This window comes from Sulfuricurvum sp. (assembly GCF_031427015.1).
Taxonomy (GTDB): Bacteria; Campylobacterota; Campylobacteria; order Campylobacterales; family Sulfurimonadaceae; genus Sulfuricurvum.
The window spans coordinates 356,431-375,383 of sequence record NZ_JASJOW010000003.1; the positions used below are offsets into that span (position 1 = coordinate 356,431).

Sequence of the window (18,953 nt, forward strand, 5' to 3'; positions counted from 1 at the left end):
CTTCTTAGGCAATGGTGCCTAAGATTTAGTCATTAAATATTCTTCGGATTCTTTATTAAGGGAATCCATCAAATTAAAGAGAAGTTGACTTTGTTGTTCCATCTCTTCGAAACTATTTAGAATTTCATCTTGATGGTATATCGTTTGGTCTCCGTCTTGAATATATTTCATATTGTCAAGAACAATAGCATGAACGGATGCATGAGGCGGTTGCATACTTGCATAGCTTGGAAGATGGGAGAAGCGTTCTTTTCCGGCTCCGGTATCGTACCATTTTCCTAAGCGGCAGCCGTGATGATCGGAGAATTCAATATCTGCATGACCATTGGCAATACTTTTATAGGCATTTGATTTGAAGATAATATGGTCAATCTTAGCCAATGTGATAAAGGTAGTATTTTCAATTGCCGTCGTTTGTATGGCTGCTTTTTTCGCATCCTCATTGAACATATATAAGGTTTGGCGAAATGATCCGATTGCTTCACTTGATTCTTGGGCAATATCATTCATATCTTCTGAATTGGTATGAATTTCAGTCGTCTCTTGTTGTAGGGTTTGAACGGCTATACCGATCTCTCCCGTAGCTTTTTGCGTACGTTCGGCAAGTTTACGAACTTCATCGGCTACGACGGCGAATCCTCTGCCGTGTTCACCTGCACGCGCTGCTTCAATAGCGGCATTTAACGCAAGCAAGTTGGTTTGGTCTGCGATATCTTTGATTAGATTAACAACGGAACTGATTTCACCCGTCTTTTCATTGAGGGAATTGATTGCCTCGACAGAGACTTGAACCAGTTCAATAAGTCGGCTGAGTTTGGTAATAATCTCTTCAAGCTCATTGACACTGTTCGATGATTTATCTGAAGTCGTTTGACTGATTGCAGCGATAGTATGAAGGCGTTGAATGGTATTTTGGAGATCTTTTTGAATTACTTCCATTCCTCCGCCGATACCTGCACCGATTTGTCCCAATGCACTGTTTAATAATGATTTTTGTATATGCAGGTAGTTAGAGTGCATTGATCCAATCGCCATATTGACAAAATTACTTGCCTCTTTATACTCTCCCTGTAATCCCTGTGTATCAATTTTACGATGAAATTCATCACGGCTTGCCGCTTCAACACTGGCGCGAATTTCGCGGATAAATACTTCGGTCTGATCCAACATGTTATTGGTATTCCAGCACAGATCGTTGAGCTCTCCGTAGTCTTTAATATGGGTAACACGATTTTCTAAGTGGCCGATCTCTGCACCTTTGATAACCGAAGCCACTTCATTGATCGTCTCTTGTGTTTTACGAATATTGATAAATACAAACCATGCGAGTGCAAAATTGGCAATATTGATAAGTCGGATCCAGCTCCATCCGTATAAAACTACTTCAACGATGAGTGCAACGACAAAAAGTGCAATCGATATGATATTGGCGTATTGAACTTTAGAGAGAGAGGATAAATTCGTCATACGACACTCCTTTTTCTTTGAGTAGTTGATTTAACGCAGCTTCAGAGGCATTAATCCCGCCTGTTTTCTCTTTTTGAAGCAAAGTTGCATAGAGAGGCTTGATGACATCAAGTGCTTTTTGTGTCGGTTTACGGCGTACAGAGTGATAATTGCTGATTTTTCGGTCGGTATCAAAAGAAGGGGTTACATGGGCAAAAACCCAATAAAAATCGCCGTTTTTTGTTTTGTTTTTAACGTAAGCGAATATCTCTTTTCCCTCTTTAATACGACTCCAGAGGAGTTTAAAAACAACTGCAGGCATATCTTCGTGACGAAGAATATTGTGGGGTTTTTCGAGTAAAGAGAGTTCATCGTAGCCCGACATTTCAATAAATAAGGAATTACCGTAGGTAATTTTACCGTTTAGATCGGTTTTAGAGACGATAAACTCTTCCTCTCCAAAGGTTAACTCTTGATTAGACATAAAAAATCCTCAATCTGTGTAATAAAATCATATGAACAGTTTCCGTTAGTCTAGCAACCATTTCCTGAATGTTTTCCCTTTGATTGGTCGATTAAGAAATTTTTGATAAATATTTTCTGCTTTGTTACGAGGAAGCGCAACATAACTTAGGTGATCGAGTTGATCTATTTTACCAATCTCCTCTTGACTTAAGCCGCATTCATGAATGAGTGCTCCGACAATGTCACCTGCACGTAACTTCTCTTTTTTACCGGCATCGATGCAAATGGTGCGCATTAATGTTTTTAGAGAAGATGCATCTTTAATGCTAGGGAATTCTATCGGTGTGATAGAGCGTTTGAGATCAATAAAGCGATCGTATTGGTGATGATTGACCAAAGTAATAGCAATGCCGTTTTTACCTGCACGTCCTGTTCGTCCGATACGGTGCGTATAGCGTTCATTTTGTATAGGCACTTCGTAATTGATAATGGCATCCAACCCTTCGATATCGATACCGCGTCCCGCTACATCGGTGGCAACGAGAATAGGGGCACTGAGGTTACGAAACTGGATGATTGCTTCGTTTCGGTCAAATTGTTCCATATCACCATGCAGGGTCAGGGCATGAATACCGAGACGGTTAAGGTCATCGCATAGGGCATTGGCATCCACTTTTGTGTTGCAAAAGATAATGGTGTTCGTAATCTCGTGGAGATGGAGTATTTTTGGAAGTGCAGAGAGTTTATCATTACAGATATAGGCTATTTCTTCAATTTTTGGTTTATTGATACTTTGTTCTGCTTGAAGCATCACCGGATTTTTCATAAACTCTGAGGTGATGGTTTGGATTGATTCGGGAAAGGTGGCTGAGAACAAAAGGCTTTGGCGTGATGGAGGGGTATATCCTAAAATTGCGGTGATATCTTCAATAAATCCCATATCGATCATTTGGTCGGCTTCATCCAATACAACGGTTTGTATTTGAGCCGGATCAAAGGCCTCCATCTGAAGGAGTTTAAGGACACGTCCCGGCGTACCGACAACAATATGGGCTCCGTGTTTGAGTGAATGGAGCTGTCCACGCATAGGGACACCGCCGCAGAGGGTAAGAATTTTGATATTGCCGATTTCGGAAGCGAGTGAGCGGAGTACTTTGGCTACTTGTTCCGCCAATTCACGGGTAGGGCAGAGGATAAGGGATTGAATACCGAAAGATTTGGGATTGATCCGTTCCAGTATCCCCAAACCGAAGGCTAAGGTTTTTCCGCTTCCGGTAGCGGCTTGGGCGATGCAATCTTTTTTTTGTAAGATAACAGGGAGCGCGGTCGATTGGATAGAGGTCATGGTGGTGAATTCAAGACGTTTTAATGCCTCTTTTAGAGGTGCGCGAAGTGGTAAAGTATCGAATGAGGACATTGTGTCGCTTTATAATATAGATAGGAGATTATAGCATAGATGGAGGAATCCCCATGGGAAAGGGGATTAAAAGAGGTATTTTATACGGCTTTGATCGTGACGCCGTATTTTTCTTCAGCAACATTACGCGCTTGAAGTGCGTAGGATGCAATCTCATTAAAGTTGAGATATTTATACACTTGATTTGCTTTCCCTGCCAATTTTTCAGGGACGATACTCATGTACTCAGCTACCGTTGGGATACGTCCGAGTTTTGCACACACCGATGCGAGCTCCGCAGAACCGAGATACACTTGTGTCCCTTTACCTAAACGGTTATCGAAGTTACGGGTTGATGTTGAGAATACGGTTGAGCCTTCGCGTGAACTTGCTTGGTTCCCCATACAGAGTGAACATCCCGGAACTTCGGTTGTAGCGGAAATCGCTTTATAAACGTCGTAGTACCCTTCGTTGATGAGTTGTTGTTCATCCATACGGGTCGGCGGCACGATCCAAAATTTTTCAACCGCGATTTTACCTTCTCCGCGCATCACTTCACCCGCCGCGCGGTAGTGACCGATGTTGGTCATACAGCTGCCGAGGAATACTTCATCGATTTTTTCACCCGCTACTTCGCTGAGCAATTTAACGTTATCCGGATCATTTGGGCACGCCAAAATAGGCTCTTTAACGTCGTTAAGGTCGATTTCGATGATTGCCGCGTATTCCGCATCGACGTCCGGTTCCATCAAAGTCGGAGCGGCTAACCACTCTTTCATTTTATCGGCACGACGTTGTAGTGTACGCGCATCTTCGTAACCATCGGCTACCATCGCTTCGATCAACGTAACATTCGATTTTAGGTATTCGATCACCGGCTCTTTGTTGAGACGAACGGTACATGCCGCCGCTGAACGCTCAGCCGATGCGTCGGAAAGCTCGAACGCTTGTTCTACTTTCATGTTAGGCAACCCTTCGATCTCCAACACACGTCCGTTGAAGATGTTTTTCTTCCCCTTTTTCTCTACGGTCAAAAGACCAGCTTTGATAGCGTAGTAAGGGATAGCATTAACCAAGTCACGAAGTGTGATACCCGGTTGCATTTCACCTTTAAAGCGAACCAATACTGATTCCGGCATCTCAAGCGGCATAGCACCCGTAACACCCGCAAACGCTACAAGACCTGAACCCGCAGGGAAGCTGACCCCGATAGGGAAACGGGTGTGAGAGTCACCGCCTGTTCCGACGGTATCAGGGAGAACCATACGGTTCAACCATGAGTGGATAACACCATCTGCAGGACGAAGCGCAACACCGCTGCGTGAGCTGATAAACGCAGGAAGCGTCGCGTGCAATTTAACATCAGACGGTTTAGGGTATGCCGCCGTATGGCAGAACGACTGAAGAACGAAATCAGCCGAGAACCCAAGTGCTGAAAGTTCTTTGATCTCATCGCGGGTCATCGGTCCGGTGGTATCTTGGCTTCCTACGGTGCTAGTGATCGGTTCACAGTACATTCCCGGACGAACACCTTCCATTCCACATGCCTTACCGACCATTTTTTGCGCAAGGGTGTACCCTTTGCCGGTATCGGCAGGTTGGATAGGGGTTGCGAAAATGGTTGCCGGAGGCATGCCAAGCGCTGTACGTGCTTTTGCCGTCAAACCGCGACCGATGATGAGTGGGATACGTCCCCCTGCACGTACTTCGTCTTCGATAGTATTTGGACGAAGAGAGAATTTAGCGATGAGCGAACCGCCTTTTGTGATGGTTCCCGCTTTGGTATCGATATCGAGTACATCGCCTGTCTCCATTTGAGATACATCGGCCTCGATAGGGAGCGCACCTGAGTCTTCACAGGTTGCGAAGAAGATCGGAGCGATGATACTACCGATAACAACTCCACCCGTACGTTTGTTCGGGATACCCGGAATATCGTCACCCATGTGCCATTGCACTGAGTTCGCCGCTGATTTACGGCTAGAACCGGTTCCGACAACATCGCCGACATACGCGATTTGCATCCCTTTTTCTTTCAACTCAGCGATTTTAGCGATACCTTCAGGCATTTTAGCCGAAAGCATAGTAGTCGCGTGAAGAGGGATATCGGAGCGGGTAAATGCCGCGCTCGCAGGAGAGAGATCATCGGTATTGGTTTCACCCGGGAATTTGAAAACAACAACGCTGAATTTTTCAGCCAATGTTTTTTTGCTCGTAAACCACTCTGCATCTGCCCATGATTTTAGAACATCCATAGCATAGCTGTTAGTTTTAGAGAGTTCAACGATATCATTGAACGCATCGTATACTAAAAGAGTATGTTTGAGTTCGTGTGCCGCTTCGTTTGCGATAGCGTCGTTGCTGAGGGCATCGATAAGAGGTTTAACATTGTATCCCCCCACCATTTTACCAAGGATTTTGATTGCCGCTTTTTTATGATCGTTACTGTTAATATCGCTGTTGTCCGCCAAGAAAGCTTTTACTTCACCTTGGAGGACTTGATGTAAAAATGCCGCTTTAACATGCGCACCGTCATCAACACCCGGATTGACACGTTCTGCCAACATTTCAACCAATTCTGTATCTTTTGAAGTTGAAGCAGTAATAAGTGCAACTAAGTCAGTAACTTGCTCTTTTGTAAGGGGGAAAGGGGGGATTCCCTGCGCCGCGCGTTCCGCTACGTGTGCTTTGTATTCGTCCATAAAAGCCATAGTGACTCCTGTGCATGTTAATTTTGAATGATTATATCAGAAGTAAAAATCAGTTTTATTCATATGTTACAAAATTACACAATAGTTTCACTCTATCGTGCTAAATATGTGAAATAAAGTAACATATATTGGTTTTGATGAAAAGCTGAAATAAAATAAAATAGTTTAAGATAGGATAAAAAGTTACAAAAAGGGGAAAGAGGGATTCTCCGGTGGAGAATTAAAAAGGATCGTTGATGATAATATCACGATTGCCTTTGGAGTTGGGAGAAGAGAGGATACCGTTATTTTCGAGTTGCTCGATAAGACGCGCTGAGCGGTTATAGCCGATTTGAAGACGTCGTTGTAAATAGCTGATTGAGGTCTTTTGCTCGCTTAAGACGATGTTTTTAGCCTCCTCATAAAGCTCATCGCTCTCTTCGTCATTTCCGCTGCTTCCATTGGAAGCGATAACGTCCTCTTTATCACGTAAAAAACGGCGATCGTATTCGGGCTCGCGTTGGGCTTTGAGAAAATCGACTACTTTTTCGATCTCCACTTCGGTACTCCACGGAGCATGGAGACGGACAAGTCCGCTCATTCCCGGAGGGGTAAAGAGCATATCCCCTCGACCGAGAAGCGATTCGGCACCCATCCCGTCCAGAATGATTTTACTGTCGATCTTTTGTCCCACTTTATAACTGATACGTGAGGGGAGATTGGCTTTGATAAGTCCTGTTACGACATCGACACTCGGGCGCTGGGTCGCGACGATGAGATGGATACCGCTGGCACGTGCCATTTGAGCAAGTCGTGCGATAGAGTATTCGACATCTTTGCCGCTGGTCATCATCAAATCGGCAAGTTCATCGATAATAACAACGATATAAGGGAGAGGATCATGTTTATCCGCTTTAGCCTTATCGTTATAATTTTCGATATTTTTGGTACGGGTTTCAGACATCAACTGATAGCGTCGTTCCATCTCATAGACCATGTTATTAAGTGCAGAGATTGCCTCTTTGGGCTTGGTAATCACGGGAGTCAGCAGATGGGGAATATCATTGTAGATAGAGAACTCCAACATTTTCGGATCGATCATCAAGAGTTTGAGCTGATCGGGGGAGTTTTTGTACAAGAGGCTCAAAATCATAGAATTGATACCGACACTCTTGCCGCTTCCCGTAGTCCCTGCAATAAGAAGATGGGGGAGTTTTTTGAGATCGGTAATAAAAGGCTTGCCGACAATGTCTTTGCCTAAAATAAGGGTAAGCGGTGATGCCGCCTCTTGAAACAGTTTACTCTCCAGCATTTCACGAAGGTAGATTGTTTCAACGGCTTTGTTGGGTATTTCGATCCCTACAACGTCTTTTCCGGGTATCGGAGCCTGAATACGGATAGTTTGGGCTTTTAATGCCATGGCTAAATCATCTTGGAGCCCCAAAATTTTTGAGACTTTAATGTTAGCGGCAGGTTTAAATTCAAACGTCGAGACGACAGGGCCGGCATAGGTACGTACCACGTCTCCCTCGATGTTAAAATGTTTGAGTTTTTCGATCAAATCACGGATTTTGTCATCAAGTTCCGCTTCATCCACGAGTGTCTGTTTTTTCGGAGGGTTTTGAAAGAATTCAACTAAGGGGAGTTTGAAGTTTTTCGGTTTTTCACTGACCCCTTTATCGATTTGATCTAAAAGCATTTTATTCTCTTCGAGCTCATCCACAACAAGGGCATGCTGTTTTGACTCTTTGACCTTTTTGGCCATGCTAAGAATGGTTGATTCTTTCTCATTGGGAAGAACAGGTGCTTCACTCGAGGCAATGGGGAGCGGTTCTGAAACGGGTTCTTGCACCGTCTCGGTCTCGAACAAGGAAGTTTGTACTTTATCGCTCGTGAGAGAGACAATCTCCTCCTGAATCAAAGGGTAGATTGTTTCGTTTCTCTCTTCAAGGGGATAAGTTTCATCTGCGAGCGGTTCATGATAGGTTGTAGCCGGGGTCGGACGGGCTGTGGTTAGGGGTTTATCCATAAACTCTTTCAGCGGCTGAGCCAGTTCGGATAAACTTTGCTCCATTACCAAAACGATGGAGACCGTTGCCATCATAAGCCATACAATCCATAAACCGAATGAGCCGATATAGATGCCTAGAAAATCGACGATACTACCGAATAACGTACCTCGATAGATCCCCTCTACGACCATCGCCTGAAAAAAGAGGAGCGCAATAAACAATAGAGCAAATACCCCGCCCATTTCAAGACGCCGATGCATTTCTCCGTCGTATTTATACCAAAACAGCAGTGGAACCATTAAAAGGAGAAGATAAATATAGGCAACGTAGCCGAAAATATAAACATTTGTTTGGGCGAAAGAGGCTCCGTATGCACCGATAATCGATGCATCGCCGATAATGGTGGCAATCCCTAAATAAAATAAAATACCGAAACCGGCAATAAATAGTGTATCGCGTAAAATAGGAGATCCTTAGAAATTCAGTATAAAAAGTAGATTGATTATAGCAAAAAAGGGGATAGAACCCCCTTTTATTGCAATGTGCTATAAATAATTAACGAGTGAAAGTTGTGAAACTTTACTGATAGTGGAGAGCATCGCTTGATAATTGAGCGTGAGTTGCTGCAATTTTAATTGCGATTCGGCGATATCGGTGTCGATAACTTCCGATTGGAGTGTTTTGGTACTGACGATAAGGAGGCTGGTACGGTCGGCAGATGCTTGTAAAACCTGAGAATACGATCCTGCTTCGGTTTGTAAACGGCTGACATGATCACTCATATCGTCCATCATTTTAATCGCATTTTGTATCCCGATATTACGAGGATCAGAAGGATCTGAGCCGTCAGCTCGGGTTTTAGATTGTTCGACCGACTGTATCATCTCTTCGATTTGGGAAAAAAAGTCCGTTTTCGGATCCCGAATGGTCAGGGCGCTGTTGGCGTTAAAGGTAAGCGCCGCGCCTGTTGTGAGCGAATAATCCAAAGAAGTTGAATCATACAGCGAGATAGAGGCCGTAGTGACAGGATTGATTTTGTCCTCAAAAACCATTTCCCCCGCATAATTAAGTTTAGTAGAGGAGAGGGTATTGGCAGCGGTGGTAGCCGCGTCGTATTGGATCGCGGTATTAGCGGTCGGAAGTGAACCGCTCATTGTCATGTTAACGACATCAAGAAGCTGTTGATACGTCATTTCATCCGCCCCCGCAACGGTTCGTGTCGCATCGGCATTATAGATATTAAACGGAGTAATCGGTAAGCCGTTGACGGTACCGCTCACGGAGGAGGCCGCCGCAAGGTTGATTTGTATATCGTAATCGAAACCGTAGATATTGGTTCCTTGAAGATTGAGGGTTGTCCCCACCAAAGTACTATTCCCGGTAACGTCGATTAATTTAGTCGCGGCCGTTGCGGTGGAGTTGTCCGATTTGAGTATTTGGGCTACATTCGAGAGGAGTTTTGCCCCGTCTTTTGTAAAATTGGTACGATCGTAATTGATCCCTTCAATCGTATTAGGGGTTCCGGTCGGAGTAGTTAGTCCGCTTTTGGTAAATTCTTTAATAAAGAGCCCCGGAGTGGTGAGTGCGGCGGATGCAAAATTGGTACTTCCCGCTTGGAGGTTATCAATCTCTCCTAACGTAGCCGCATAGAGCGCCGCATCGGAAATATCTGCGGCATCTCCTGCATTTAAGTCGTCAAAGTCAACCGCCCCGACCATATGAAAATCCAGTTTGCTGGAACCTGCTATCTTATCGGTGATTTCGATTTGACCGTTCGAATTTATCGTCACATCGACTTGATCGGTGCCGTAGGCATTTTTAATGGTATTCAGCAGATCATCAACTGTATCGCCCATCGTTAAGGTATCAATGTGCTGTTTGAACGTGCTTCCGTCGTTTTTCGTCCCTTGGATGTAAAAGTGGGGAGCGTAAGCGCTGGCAGGATCAACGTCCGTATCGCCCATAAGATCGCGGAGGGTACTGCTGCCGCTAATATAGGTCTGTTGCGCAGTGCTACGAGGGAGAGTGGTGTCTTGCATAATATCGGGGTAGAGATCGGTCAAACTCATATGGGAGACGTTTGAGCTTATAGTTCGGTTGGTGGTGCTTTCATCACCTAAGAAGAGCTGAGTACCGCTGACGTTGTATTTTTGTTTGATTCCTGAACCTAAAAAGGCTTCCAAATCGTTGTCATTTCCTTGATAAGAGCCGTCTGCGGCAATCGGTTTGACGGAAGTGGCGGTTCCTGAAAAAAGATATTGTCCGTTAATGGAAGAGTTTGCCAGCGTCATAAGGTGATTTTGAAGACCGCGTAACTCTTTCGCAATCGCCTGCATACTCGTATCGGAATGAATTCCATTGGCGGCATTGATGAGTTTGACTTTCATCGATTCAATGGTTTTAACGATTTCACCCATTGAGGTATCGGTTTGTGTGGAGAGCTTGTAGGCACTTTGTGCACTGCTTTTTACTTGGGTGAGCGTTGTAATCTCATCATCCAAACGGAGTGTGTCGATAAAGATGCCCGGATCTTCATGGGCGTATTGAATTTTTAGACCGGATGAAATTTGTTTATTGACATCAAATAATTGATTATTAATTTTATTGTTCTCACCGTAAATATTGTTATAGTAAGATGATGAAGTAATCCTCATGCCAAATCCTTTTGCACAATCTTATAGAGTCTTAAGCAATAAAAGTTCCATACCTTATATATCGGCAAAAGTAACTTCCACATTAGCCAATATGCTTTTACATCTTTTTAAGCAAAGAGTCCCTATAATTCCACCTCTTCACAAGACATGCCAGTGTGGTGAAATGGTAGACACGCCGGATTCAAAATCCGGTGGCGCGAGTCGTGGCGGTTCGAGTCCGCCCACTGGTACCACCCCCCTTTATTAATCCTTTCCAAATATTTAATCGTTTGCTCAATGTGTGCAACCAATTTTAAAATAATAGTAATTTTCTCAATATATTTGATGTCTAATCTTTACAAAAGAAACGCTATAGGTAAAGTAATATTTTACTTTTTCAGTCTAAATTCAATTTTAACCATTACAATTCTTAAATAAGAAATAAAAGAATAGGGAATTGTATGATGATGAATACCGATGCTAAACTCACAAAATTTGTCCGTGCTTCAGGGTGTGCCGCCAAGCTTTCACCCGGATCTTTAGCGGAATCGACTTGTCATATCCAATCGTTTCACAAAGACTTGATTGTAGGCTTCGAGGGGAATGAAGATGCGGGAGTCTATAAAATCAATGATGGCTTGGCAATTGTACAGACCGTTGATTTTATTACTCCTGTTGTGGATGATCCGTATATCTATGGGCAAATTGCCGCTGCGAATTCACTCAGTGATGTATTTGCGATGGGAGCAGATGCCAAAACGGCGCTCAATGTGGTTGGATTTGATTCTGAACACCATACGCCTGAAATCCTCTCTGAAATAATGAGAGGAGGGCAGAATAAAGCGATTGAGTGTGGAGCGGTAATCGTCGGTGGGCATACGATCCGAACACCTGAAATGGTTTATGGCCTCTCATGTACGGGCTTTCTCCATCCGCAAAAAGTACTGCGTAACAATACCCCGAAGATCGGAGATGTCCTGATTTTGACAAAGCCTCTGGGGATGGGAATCTTGATTACGGCGATAAAAGCCGATCTTCTTGATCCGGTACTTGCTATGAAAGTAGCCGAGAATCTCCGAACTCTGAACTATAAAGCCTCATTGATCGCCAGAGAGTCCCATGCTTCGGCGTGTACGGATGTAACGGGATTCGGTTTTATGGGACACATGCGGGAGATGAGTGCGGGAAATGTGACGATGCGGGTTGATCTTGCTAAGGTTCCTTATTTTCCCGAAGCGATTGAAATGGCCTCTATGGGAATTATCCCCGCAGGTTCGCATGCTAACCGTGATTACAATAAACCGCATGTCTATTTAGCCTCGTCGATTGAATTTGAGCGGGAAATGATTTTGTTTGATGCACAGACATCGGGTGGGTTGTTAGTAAGCGTACCTCAGGAATTTGCACAACAAATGGTAGAAAAATGCATCGATTCAGGTTTAAATGCTGCTATTGTCGGTGATGTTGTAGCCTATGAGGGGTATGATATTGTAGTCACCGATAGTAATTAAGTCTACTGTAAAGATAAAAAGGTTAAAATATTTTTAACTTAATTTTTGGCGCTATAAGGTCTAAGGCTTAGACAAACAACAGCCGTCGCTTTGATCATGCTGTTGTTCCTGCCTCTATCGGAGACGTTATGGAACGACAAGACCTATTTTTAATGAACACGTATGTCGCAGAATATACGATACGTTCTTCTTCCCTCACTCAGGCTTGGCTTTTGCGCCTTAATGCACTTCTTCCGACACTTCGGATGGGGGAACTCTTTAAAGTTACCGTTCTCCAGCGCTCCGTCTCTTTTGAATTTGAAGGGTGGGTACAGGTCAATCGATGCTCTTTAGTAGCTACCGGTTCCGATCTTGAGGGCTTTTCGTATCTCGTGAGAAAAGATTTTGAATCGCATACCCTATCGGATGAACACGGGTTTGACGGTCGGAGCGAACCGACGCTTGATGTCGCGCCGAAACTTTTTGGTTTAATGCCCCGCGGTGCCCATATCGAGAACTCTTCTCCTCTGTATCCTTTTGAACTGAGCGAAAAAGAGTTTCTTTGGGCGAAAAATGTCACGCGGCTTTATGAAGAAGCGAAGCAGAATCAATGGAGTGCCGATACCGATATCGATTGGGCGGCGATTCCCGATCTTGATCCTGTGATTGAAACGGCGATATGTCAGGTGATGACCTATTTAGCGGAAAATGAGTTCTCTGCTTTGTATATTCCCGGAAAAATTTTGTCCAAGATTTCCCCCTATTATATGGAATTGGTGATGTTTTTGGGAACGATCATTTATGATGAAGCGCGTCATATCGAAGCGTTTTCACGCCGTGCCAATGCAAAAAAAATAGGACTGCAATACTCGACGACCGCAACACAGCGTTCCCTCTACTCTCTTTTTATCGAAAAAGACTATTTCAAAACCTCGTTTTTACTTCATGTATTGGGAGAGGGGACCTTTTTGGATCTGCTCGATTTTCTGATCAAATACGCACCCGATCCGGTCACGAAAAAAATTGTCACCCTTGCCAAAAAAGATGAACAGCGTCATGTCAATTACGGATTGGTACATGTCAAAGCACTTGTCCAAGCCAATCCTAAAAGAATAGCGTACCTGAAAGAGGCGGTAGATAGTCGAAAAGTGTATTTGGATGAGATGAATCAAGATAATGAACTTTTGCTCTCCTCTTTAGCTATTTTAGCGGGAGGAAGCGATGAAGAGGGGTATGCTCTCGGCTATGAGCGGGTGGAGCAACTTAAAAAAAGGATGGGAGAAAACCGAGTGCGCCGCATGATTGAATGCGGATTTGATGAAGAAACAGCCAAAGAGATATCCATGTCTCACACCGCGAATTTTATGTAAGGACAAATGAATGGGATTATTTGAAGAAGTGAGCACTTTTGCACAATGTCATGTCGCGCCGTATACGGTGCAAGCCGATAGAGAAGGTGTATTTCCGAAAGAAGCCTATGCGGCTCTTAAAAAAGAGGGGTATACGGGATTGCTCGTCCCCAAGGAGTACGGCGGAGGCTCGGGGAGTATTGTCGATCACGTCGAAACATGTATGGCTCTGGGAAGTGTCTGTGCAACGACCGCACTGTGTTACATGATGCATAACGTTGCGACAATGTCCATTGTTGCTTTCGGAACATCGGAACAAAAAGAGTTTTATCTGCCGAAAATCGCTTCAGGTGAGTTGGCTTTGGCACTTGCTTTTAGTGAAACAGGGACGGGAACCCATTTTTACAATCCCGAAATTAAAGCGGTAAAAACGGAGAACGGATATCTTCTCAACGGTAAAAAAAGCTTTGTGACCTCGGCGCATCATGCCGATTATTATCTCGTTTTAGCCGCAAATCCCGAAGGAGAAGGACTGAGCGTTTTCGCAACTGCAAATAACATGGCAGGGATGCGTCATGACGATAGTGCTTGGGACGGATTAGGGATGCGAGGAAATGCCAGTGTCCCTGTCTATTATGAGAATGTGCCCGTCTGCGACGATCATCTCATAGGGGCTCACGGAGACGGAGTCGGAATCGTCTTTAATGTGGTTGCTCCGTTCTTTATTCTGGGGCTTGCATCGGTCTATGCGGGATTGTCGCTTGCGGCAAGTGCATGCGTAATCGATCATGCGGCGTCACGTGCGTATACGGACGGCTCGACCCTCTCACAAATCGAAACCGTACAGCTGCATATTGCTTCTATATTCTCTTCGGCCAGTGCTTCCAAAGCGTTAACGCTCAATGCGGCACAAGCCGCGCTGGAAGGACGAAGCGATGCTCTGGCGTTGATTATATCGGCTCGATTGGAAGCGAGTACCAATGCGGTGGACGTATGCAGCCGTGCAATGAAAATCGGAGGAGGGCACGCATACAGCAAACGGCTTCCGCTTGAGCGCTATTTGAGAGATGCGTATGCCGCTGCAATCATGGCTCCCTCAACCGATGTCCTCAGCGTATGGCTCGGTAAAGCGTTAACCGGACAACAAATACCCTAAATAAAAGGAATTAACATGGCATCATTAATGGTAGGTGTGGTCGCGTATGACCCGAAAGTAGTCCTCATTTGGGAGATCATCCGTGATTATGCCAAAGAGAAAAAGTTTGATCTCGATTATGTATTGTTTTCCAATTATGAGACACAGGTACAGGCGCTATTGGATAAAAAAGTGGACTTGGCATGGAATACGAATGTCGCGTGGCTTCGGACGAAAAAACGTGCTCCGTTTGCGGAAGCACTCTTGATGCGCGATAGCGATGTCAATTTTACCTCGATGTTTATCGCCCATGAAGATTCCAATATCCAAACATTGGAAGATTTGAAAAATAAACGGGTCTGTTTCGGCAGTGGTGACTCGGCACAGGCGTTTATCCTTCCCGCGTATTATTTAAAAGAGCAAGGGTTAGAGCCTAATCGCGATTATACGATGAATCGTGTGGACAGTGATTTAGGGAAACACGGCGATACCGGACGAAGCGAATACGATATTTTGGAAAAACTCAAAAATAACGAATATGACGCTATTGCCCTTGCCACATCGACATGGATGCGGATGATCGAACTGGGACTGAGCGGTTCGTCGCTCAGACCGTTTTACAAAAGTCGAGGGTATTCGCATTGCAATTTCACCAACATTACCCCTAACGTATCTTATGTCAATGAATTTGTCGAATTTATGCTGGGGATGGATACTCAGCGTAGCGATATCACCAAAATGATGGAGATGGAAGCTTTGTCCAAATGGGTGAAAACGGGAGAGTATGAACTGCGTGGCTATGATGAGCTTGAAAACGCAATGGAGTGGTTGAATCTATTTTAAGATGCAACCCCACTTTTTTCGCTGTTTGATGAAGTATTTACACGGTAAATTTTATTTTTGAGCTTGGTGACAATACCGACCTCAATCAACTGTCTAAACGTTGAAACAACGGTCGGTTTGCTGACGTTGAGTGCGAGCATGATATCTTCATAAGAACCGTAAAAGACACTTTCCTCATCAACATGTTCGAAAAGATAGCGGATAATCTCTATTTTTTTCCCTCCGACAAATGTACTGATCCCCTCAAGCATACGGTCTTTGATCCACAGTTCATCCTCTTTAGCTTTTAGGGCTATTGATTTATCAATCAATTCGAGCATTTCATCTGCCATGATCGGTTTAAGTAAGTAGCCGTCCACGCGTAATTTAATGGCATCAAGAAGATAGTTCGTTTCTGAATGAGCTGTTGTGATAATGATGGTTGAGAGAGAAATATTTCGTTTTTTTATTTCGGAGATGAATGCTATACCATTCATGTTCGGCATTAAAATATCGGTAATAACAATATCGATTTTGTGTTTAGAAAGCTGCTCAAGTGCGGTAATTCCATCGGTTGCCGTATAGACTTTGGCGGCAAAGTCTTCTAAAATAAATGACATTTGATTTAAAATAGGTACTTCATCGTCCACGATCAGGATGTTGTATTTATTAAGTGAATGGTTCATGTTTTACTCTCAATTTCGTATAGCGGTATAGTGATTTTAAAAGAAGCACAATTATAATAGGTTTCATTAAAAAGCAATCTGATATTTCGTGCACTAATCATTCCCTCGAATTGGTCGGCTATGATTTTTTGAGTCATATACAATCCTATACCCGTCCCGCTGGATTGATGTTTCGTCGTAAAATAGGGTTCAAATATTCTTTTAAGTACGGAGGGTGGAATACCCCCTCCATTATCGATAATACGGATGATTAGGAGTGACTTTTCCGGTTTGTGAGTGATGTGAATTCGTATAACTTTGAGTTTGTCGGGTGAGATTAGTAATGCGTCTTTTGCATTATTGAGTAGATTGATAATGATTTGGGTGAAATCGTTCGGATAGCCTGAAATCATGATCTCCGCTTTGGTATTGAATTCAACATTTATATTCGCATGATGCAATATTCCCTCAATCAAACTAACTGCATGGCGAATTGTCTCGAGGAGAGGAAAAATGGTTTTGGCTTTATTCGGCTTAAAGTAGTTTTGGAAACTCTCTATTGTGTCGGACATAGTGTTGGCGATGCGGAGCCCTTCGGTGACTTGAGAGTCGATAAACTCCGGCGTCAATTTATTACTGCGGCTTTTGAGTCGGAACGTTTGTATCAGTATGGTTAGTGCGTTAAGCGGCTGTCGCCACTGATGGGCAATATTGGAAATCATCTCTCCCATTGAGGCTAGTTTAGCTTGCTGATGAAGCATCTCGTCTTTTAGACGGCTTTGGCGAATCTCATGAACGATACGAAGTTCAAGGGAAGTGTTCAGATCAATAAGTTCTTTGGTTTTCTCGCGTACCCGCTCTTCCAGTGATTGGTGCAATGTTTTTATATGTTCTAATATGAAATAGGCTAAAAAGACTGAAATTCCTAGGACTACAAATATCATAACGAATATAACCCACGAAGTAGCACCAAACAGCCGATCTGTTTTTTCTTTTTCATAAAGTGAGCGTTGCAAATGAAAGGCCGTGAGCTGTTCTAAATAAATATTCGTTGTGTCCAGAGTCGGGTAGAGGTCACTTTTTATAAGTGCATCGGCTTGTGGACGTTGGTTGTTTTTATAAAGAATCGTTATCGTATCGATTGTTGTAAAAAGACGGTGAATATTGAGATCCGCTTTCGTATAGATTTCGTCTTCATCGATCATAATGGTATTGGGAATAGGAGAAAGAAACGTTGAAAGAATCGTTTCATCCATCGTATCAAAAAAATTGGTTTGTAGGTCGTGTCGTGATAAAGAGTATTCATTCCAACGCAAATCGAGATTTTTTTTGAGGATATTAAGAACTTCATAGGTTTTCTCGACATCGGTGTGGTTATCGATAATATCTCGGTAGGTATTGAGGATGTTGAGGGTATGAACATCTTTGATCGTTTGGAGGCGCGCGATTGAGAGAGTGCGCAGATGAAAGGAATTATCGAAGCTATTTTTCATTCCATACAGGGTCAATGTAGCAATGAATCCGATGATCAAAATTCCCAATGCGGTAACAGCGATCAATATTCGAGTCTTCATCCCTAATGAAAGTTGATAAAAGACATTCAAAAAACGACACTGTTTACTCATCGACATCACCTCCGGTTTCGGAGTTTAACGGTAAAAGGTAGACATTTTGCAGTCCGCGATGGTATGTCTTGCTATAACGGACCATTTGTCGATCAACAAGAGAAAATTCAAGTTTAGAGAGGGAATGTTCAAATGAAGAACGCGACAGCGTTGAGGAATTACTTAGTGCTTTAAGGATGATTTGTGATGCTAGATATCCCTCAAATGCTATGGAAGTCGGCTCTTTAGAGGGATAATAGTGCTTATAAAGACGTTTGAAAAGGGCAATTTCAGGGAGATTTTTACTTAATGGAGGGACGGTTTGGGTCATGTACATCGGTACATTCTTTAAATTTTCCGACAGCAGTGCTTTGCGAAGAGGCTCATAGCCGACAAAAGAGAAGGTATAAAAGGTGAGATTTGGATTAAACTGTGCTGTTTTACGGATAAACTCGACGGTCGGTTTTAATGCTCCACCGATGATAACAGTTTCAGGGTGTGCTTTGGTAATCTCATTAAACGCATAATGAATAGAGAGAGTATTACGATTATAAACACCTTCGGCAACTATTTTAATAGGTGTTGAGCGTACCGCTTGTTGGAGGGCGTATAACGATGCGAGTCCATAGCTATCATTTTGGTAGAAGATGGCAATTTTATGGATATTCTTTTTTTGCATATGTTTAACCATTCGGCGTGCTTCATCGGCGTAGCTCGGGCGAAGAGTAAAGAGATGTTTATAGGGGTAGTTATATAAAAACTCGGCGCCGCTGAGGGGCATTAAAAAAGGGATTTGCGTTCTGGCAGTGATTTTTAGTGCCTCTTCGGACGTAGGTGTTCCGACAACACCTAAAATACCGAATAAATCCGAATCAAGCATTAACGATGTGATATTTTTACTCGTGATGAAAGGTTCGTACTGATCATCCAGTACACGCAGTTTGACGTGGCGATTTTGTATTCCGCCGGCATCGTTAGCCGCTTTAAATCCGCACACTATTCCATTCGTATAATCGATACCGTTTTCTTGCAATGGACCCGAAAGTGCGGCACTACAGCCAAATACGATATCTTTTTTGTTTTCGCGTTCAAAAGAAAATAGAAAATAGATAATAATGAGCGTGATGGCAAACAAGATGAGAGAGATAGGATTAACGTTTTTTGGCATCATCACACTTTAGGAATAAAAATAAAAAAATAGTTTACTTTATAATCGATAAATTTGGTTTAAAATAGGACAGTTTTC

The 18,953-nt window shown here is 43.4% G+C and carries 13 protein-coding genes and 1 tRNA gene; 5 read left to right on the forward strand and 9 right to left on the reverse strand.

Annotation, left to right across the window (positions count from 1 at the left end; all coding sequences use genetic code 11):
* Positions 1-18: 18 nt before the first annotated feature.
* The 6 genes from RMO68_RS07100 to flgL form a co-directional block, all read right to left on the reverse strand.
* A complete protein-coding gene (locus RMO68_RS07100) occupies positions 19-1,467 on the reverse strand; it encodes a methyl-accepting chemotaxis protein (protein WP_310440034.1) in 1,449 nt (482 codons plus the stop codon).
* Complete coding sequence (locus RMO68_RS07105; protein ID WP_310440035.1) at positions 1,442-1,930, reverse strand: PAS domain-containing protein; 489 nt, start codon at positions 1,928-1,930, stop codon at positions 1,442-1,444. Before RMO68_RS07105 ends, RMO68_RS07100 begins: the two co-directional genes overlap by 26 nt.
* Before the next feature lie 45 nt (positions 1,931-1,975).
* Complete coding sequence (gene dbpA / locus RMO68_RS07110; RefSeq protein WP_310440036.1) at positions 1,976-3,328, reverse strand: ATP-dependent RNA helicase DbpA; 1,353 nt, start codon at positions 3,326-3,328, stop codon at positions 1,976-1,978.
* 80 nt (positions 3,329-3,408) lie between these two features.
* Entirely contained in the window at positions 3,409-6,018 is a 2,610-nt protein-coding gene (gene acnB, locus RMO68_RS07115) for a bifunctional aconitate hydratase 2/2-methylisocitrate dehydratase (RefSeq protein ID WP_310440037.1), read from the reverse strand.
* 220 nt (positions 6,019-6,238) lie between these two features.
* Positions 6,239-8,452 (reverse strand): FtsK/SpoIIIE family DNA translocase, encoded by a 2,214-nt coding sequence (locus RMO68_RS07120; RefSeq protein WP_310440309.1) that lies wholly within the window; start codon positions 8,450-8,452, stop codon positions 6,239-6,241.
* A gap of 102 nt (positions 8,453-8,554) precedes the next feature.
* Complete coding sequence (gene flgL, locus RMO68_RS07125; protein ID WP_310440038.1) at positions 8,555-10,663, reverse strand: flagellar hook-associated protein FlgL; 2,109 nt, start codon at positions 10,661-10,663, stop codon at positions 8,555-8,557.
* A gap of 149 nt (positions 10,664-10,812) precedes the next feature.
* Between flgL and RMO68_RS07130 the strand changes: the two genes are divergently transcribed.
* From RMO68_RS07130 to RMO68_RS07150, 5 genes are all read left to right on the forward strand, one after another.
* A tRNA-Leu gene (locus RMO68_RS07130) sits at positions 10,813-10,896 on the forward strand.
* Between the two features lie 213 nt (positions 10,897-11,109).
* A complete protein-coding gene (selD, locus tag RMO68_RS07135) occupies positions 11,110-12,153 on the forward strand; it encodes a selenide, water dikinase SelD (RefSeq protein ID WP_310440310.1) in 1,044 nt (347 codons plus the stop codon).
* Between the two features lie 128 nt (positions 12,154-12,281).
* Complete coding sequence (locus tag RMO68_RS07140) at positions 12,282-13,502, forward strand: ferritin-like domain-containing protein (protein ID WP_310440039.1); 1,221 nt, start codon at positions 12,282-12,284, stop codon at positions 13,500-13,502.
* Between the two features lie 10 nt (positions 13,503-13,512).
* Complete coding sequence (locus RMO68_RS07145) at positions 13,513-14,637, forward strand: acyl-CoA dehydrogenase family protein (RefSeq protein ID WP_310440040.1); 1,125 nt, start codon at positions 13,513-13,515, stop codon at positions 14,635-14,637.
* A 15-nt stretch (positions 14,638-14,652) separates the two neighbouring features.
* Positions 14,653-15,459 carry a phosphate/phosphite/phosphonate ABC transporter substrate-binding protein gene (locus RMO68_RS07150; RefSeq protein WP_310440041.1) on the forward strand — a complete coding sequence of 269 codons (807 nt, stop codon included), beginning with the start codon at positions 14,653-14,655 and terminating at the stop codon, positions 15,457-15,459.
* Here the strand turns inward: RMO68_RS07150 and RMO68_RS07155 are convergent.
* From RMO68_RS07155 to RMO68_RS07165, 3 genes are read right to left on the reverse strand one after another with little or no spacing between them, the layout of a single operon-like run.
* Positions 15,456-16,124, reverse strand: a complete 669-nt coding sequence (locus RMO68_RS07155; RefSeq protein WP_310440042.1) for a response regulator — start codon at positions 16,122-16,124, stop codon at positions 15,456-15,458. The two genes, RMO68_RS07150 and RMO68_RS07155, sit on opposite strands and share 4 nt — an antisense overlap.
* Positions 16,121-17,728, reverse strand: coding sequence for a HAMP domain-containing sensor histidine kinase (locus RMO68_RS07160; protein WP_310440043.1), 1,608 nt, complete (start codon positions 17,726-17,728; stop codon positions 16,121-16,123). Before RMO68_RS07160 ends, RMO68_RS07155 begins: the two co-directional genes overlap by 4 nt.
* Positions 17,721-18,875: an ABC transporter substrate-binding protein gene (locus RMO68_RS07165; RefSeq protein ID WP_310440044.1), complete on the reverse strand. Its 1,155-nt coding sequence runs from the start codon at positions 18,873-18,875 to the stop codon at positions 17,721-17,723. Before RMO68_RS07165 ends, RMO68_RS07160 begins: the two co-directional genes overlap by 8 nt.
* Positions 18,876-18,953: the final 78 nt, after the last annotated feature.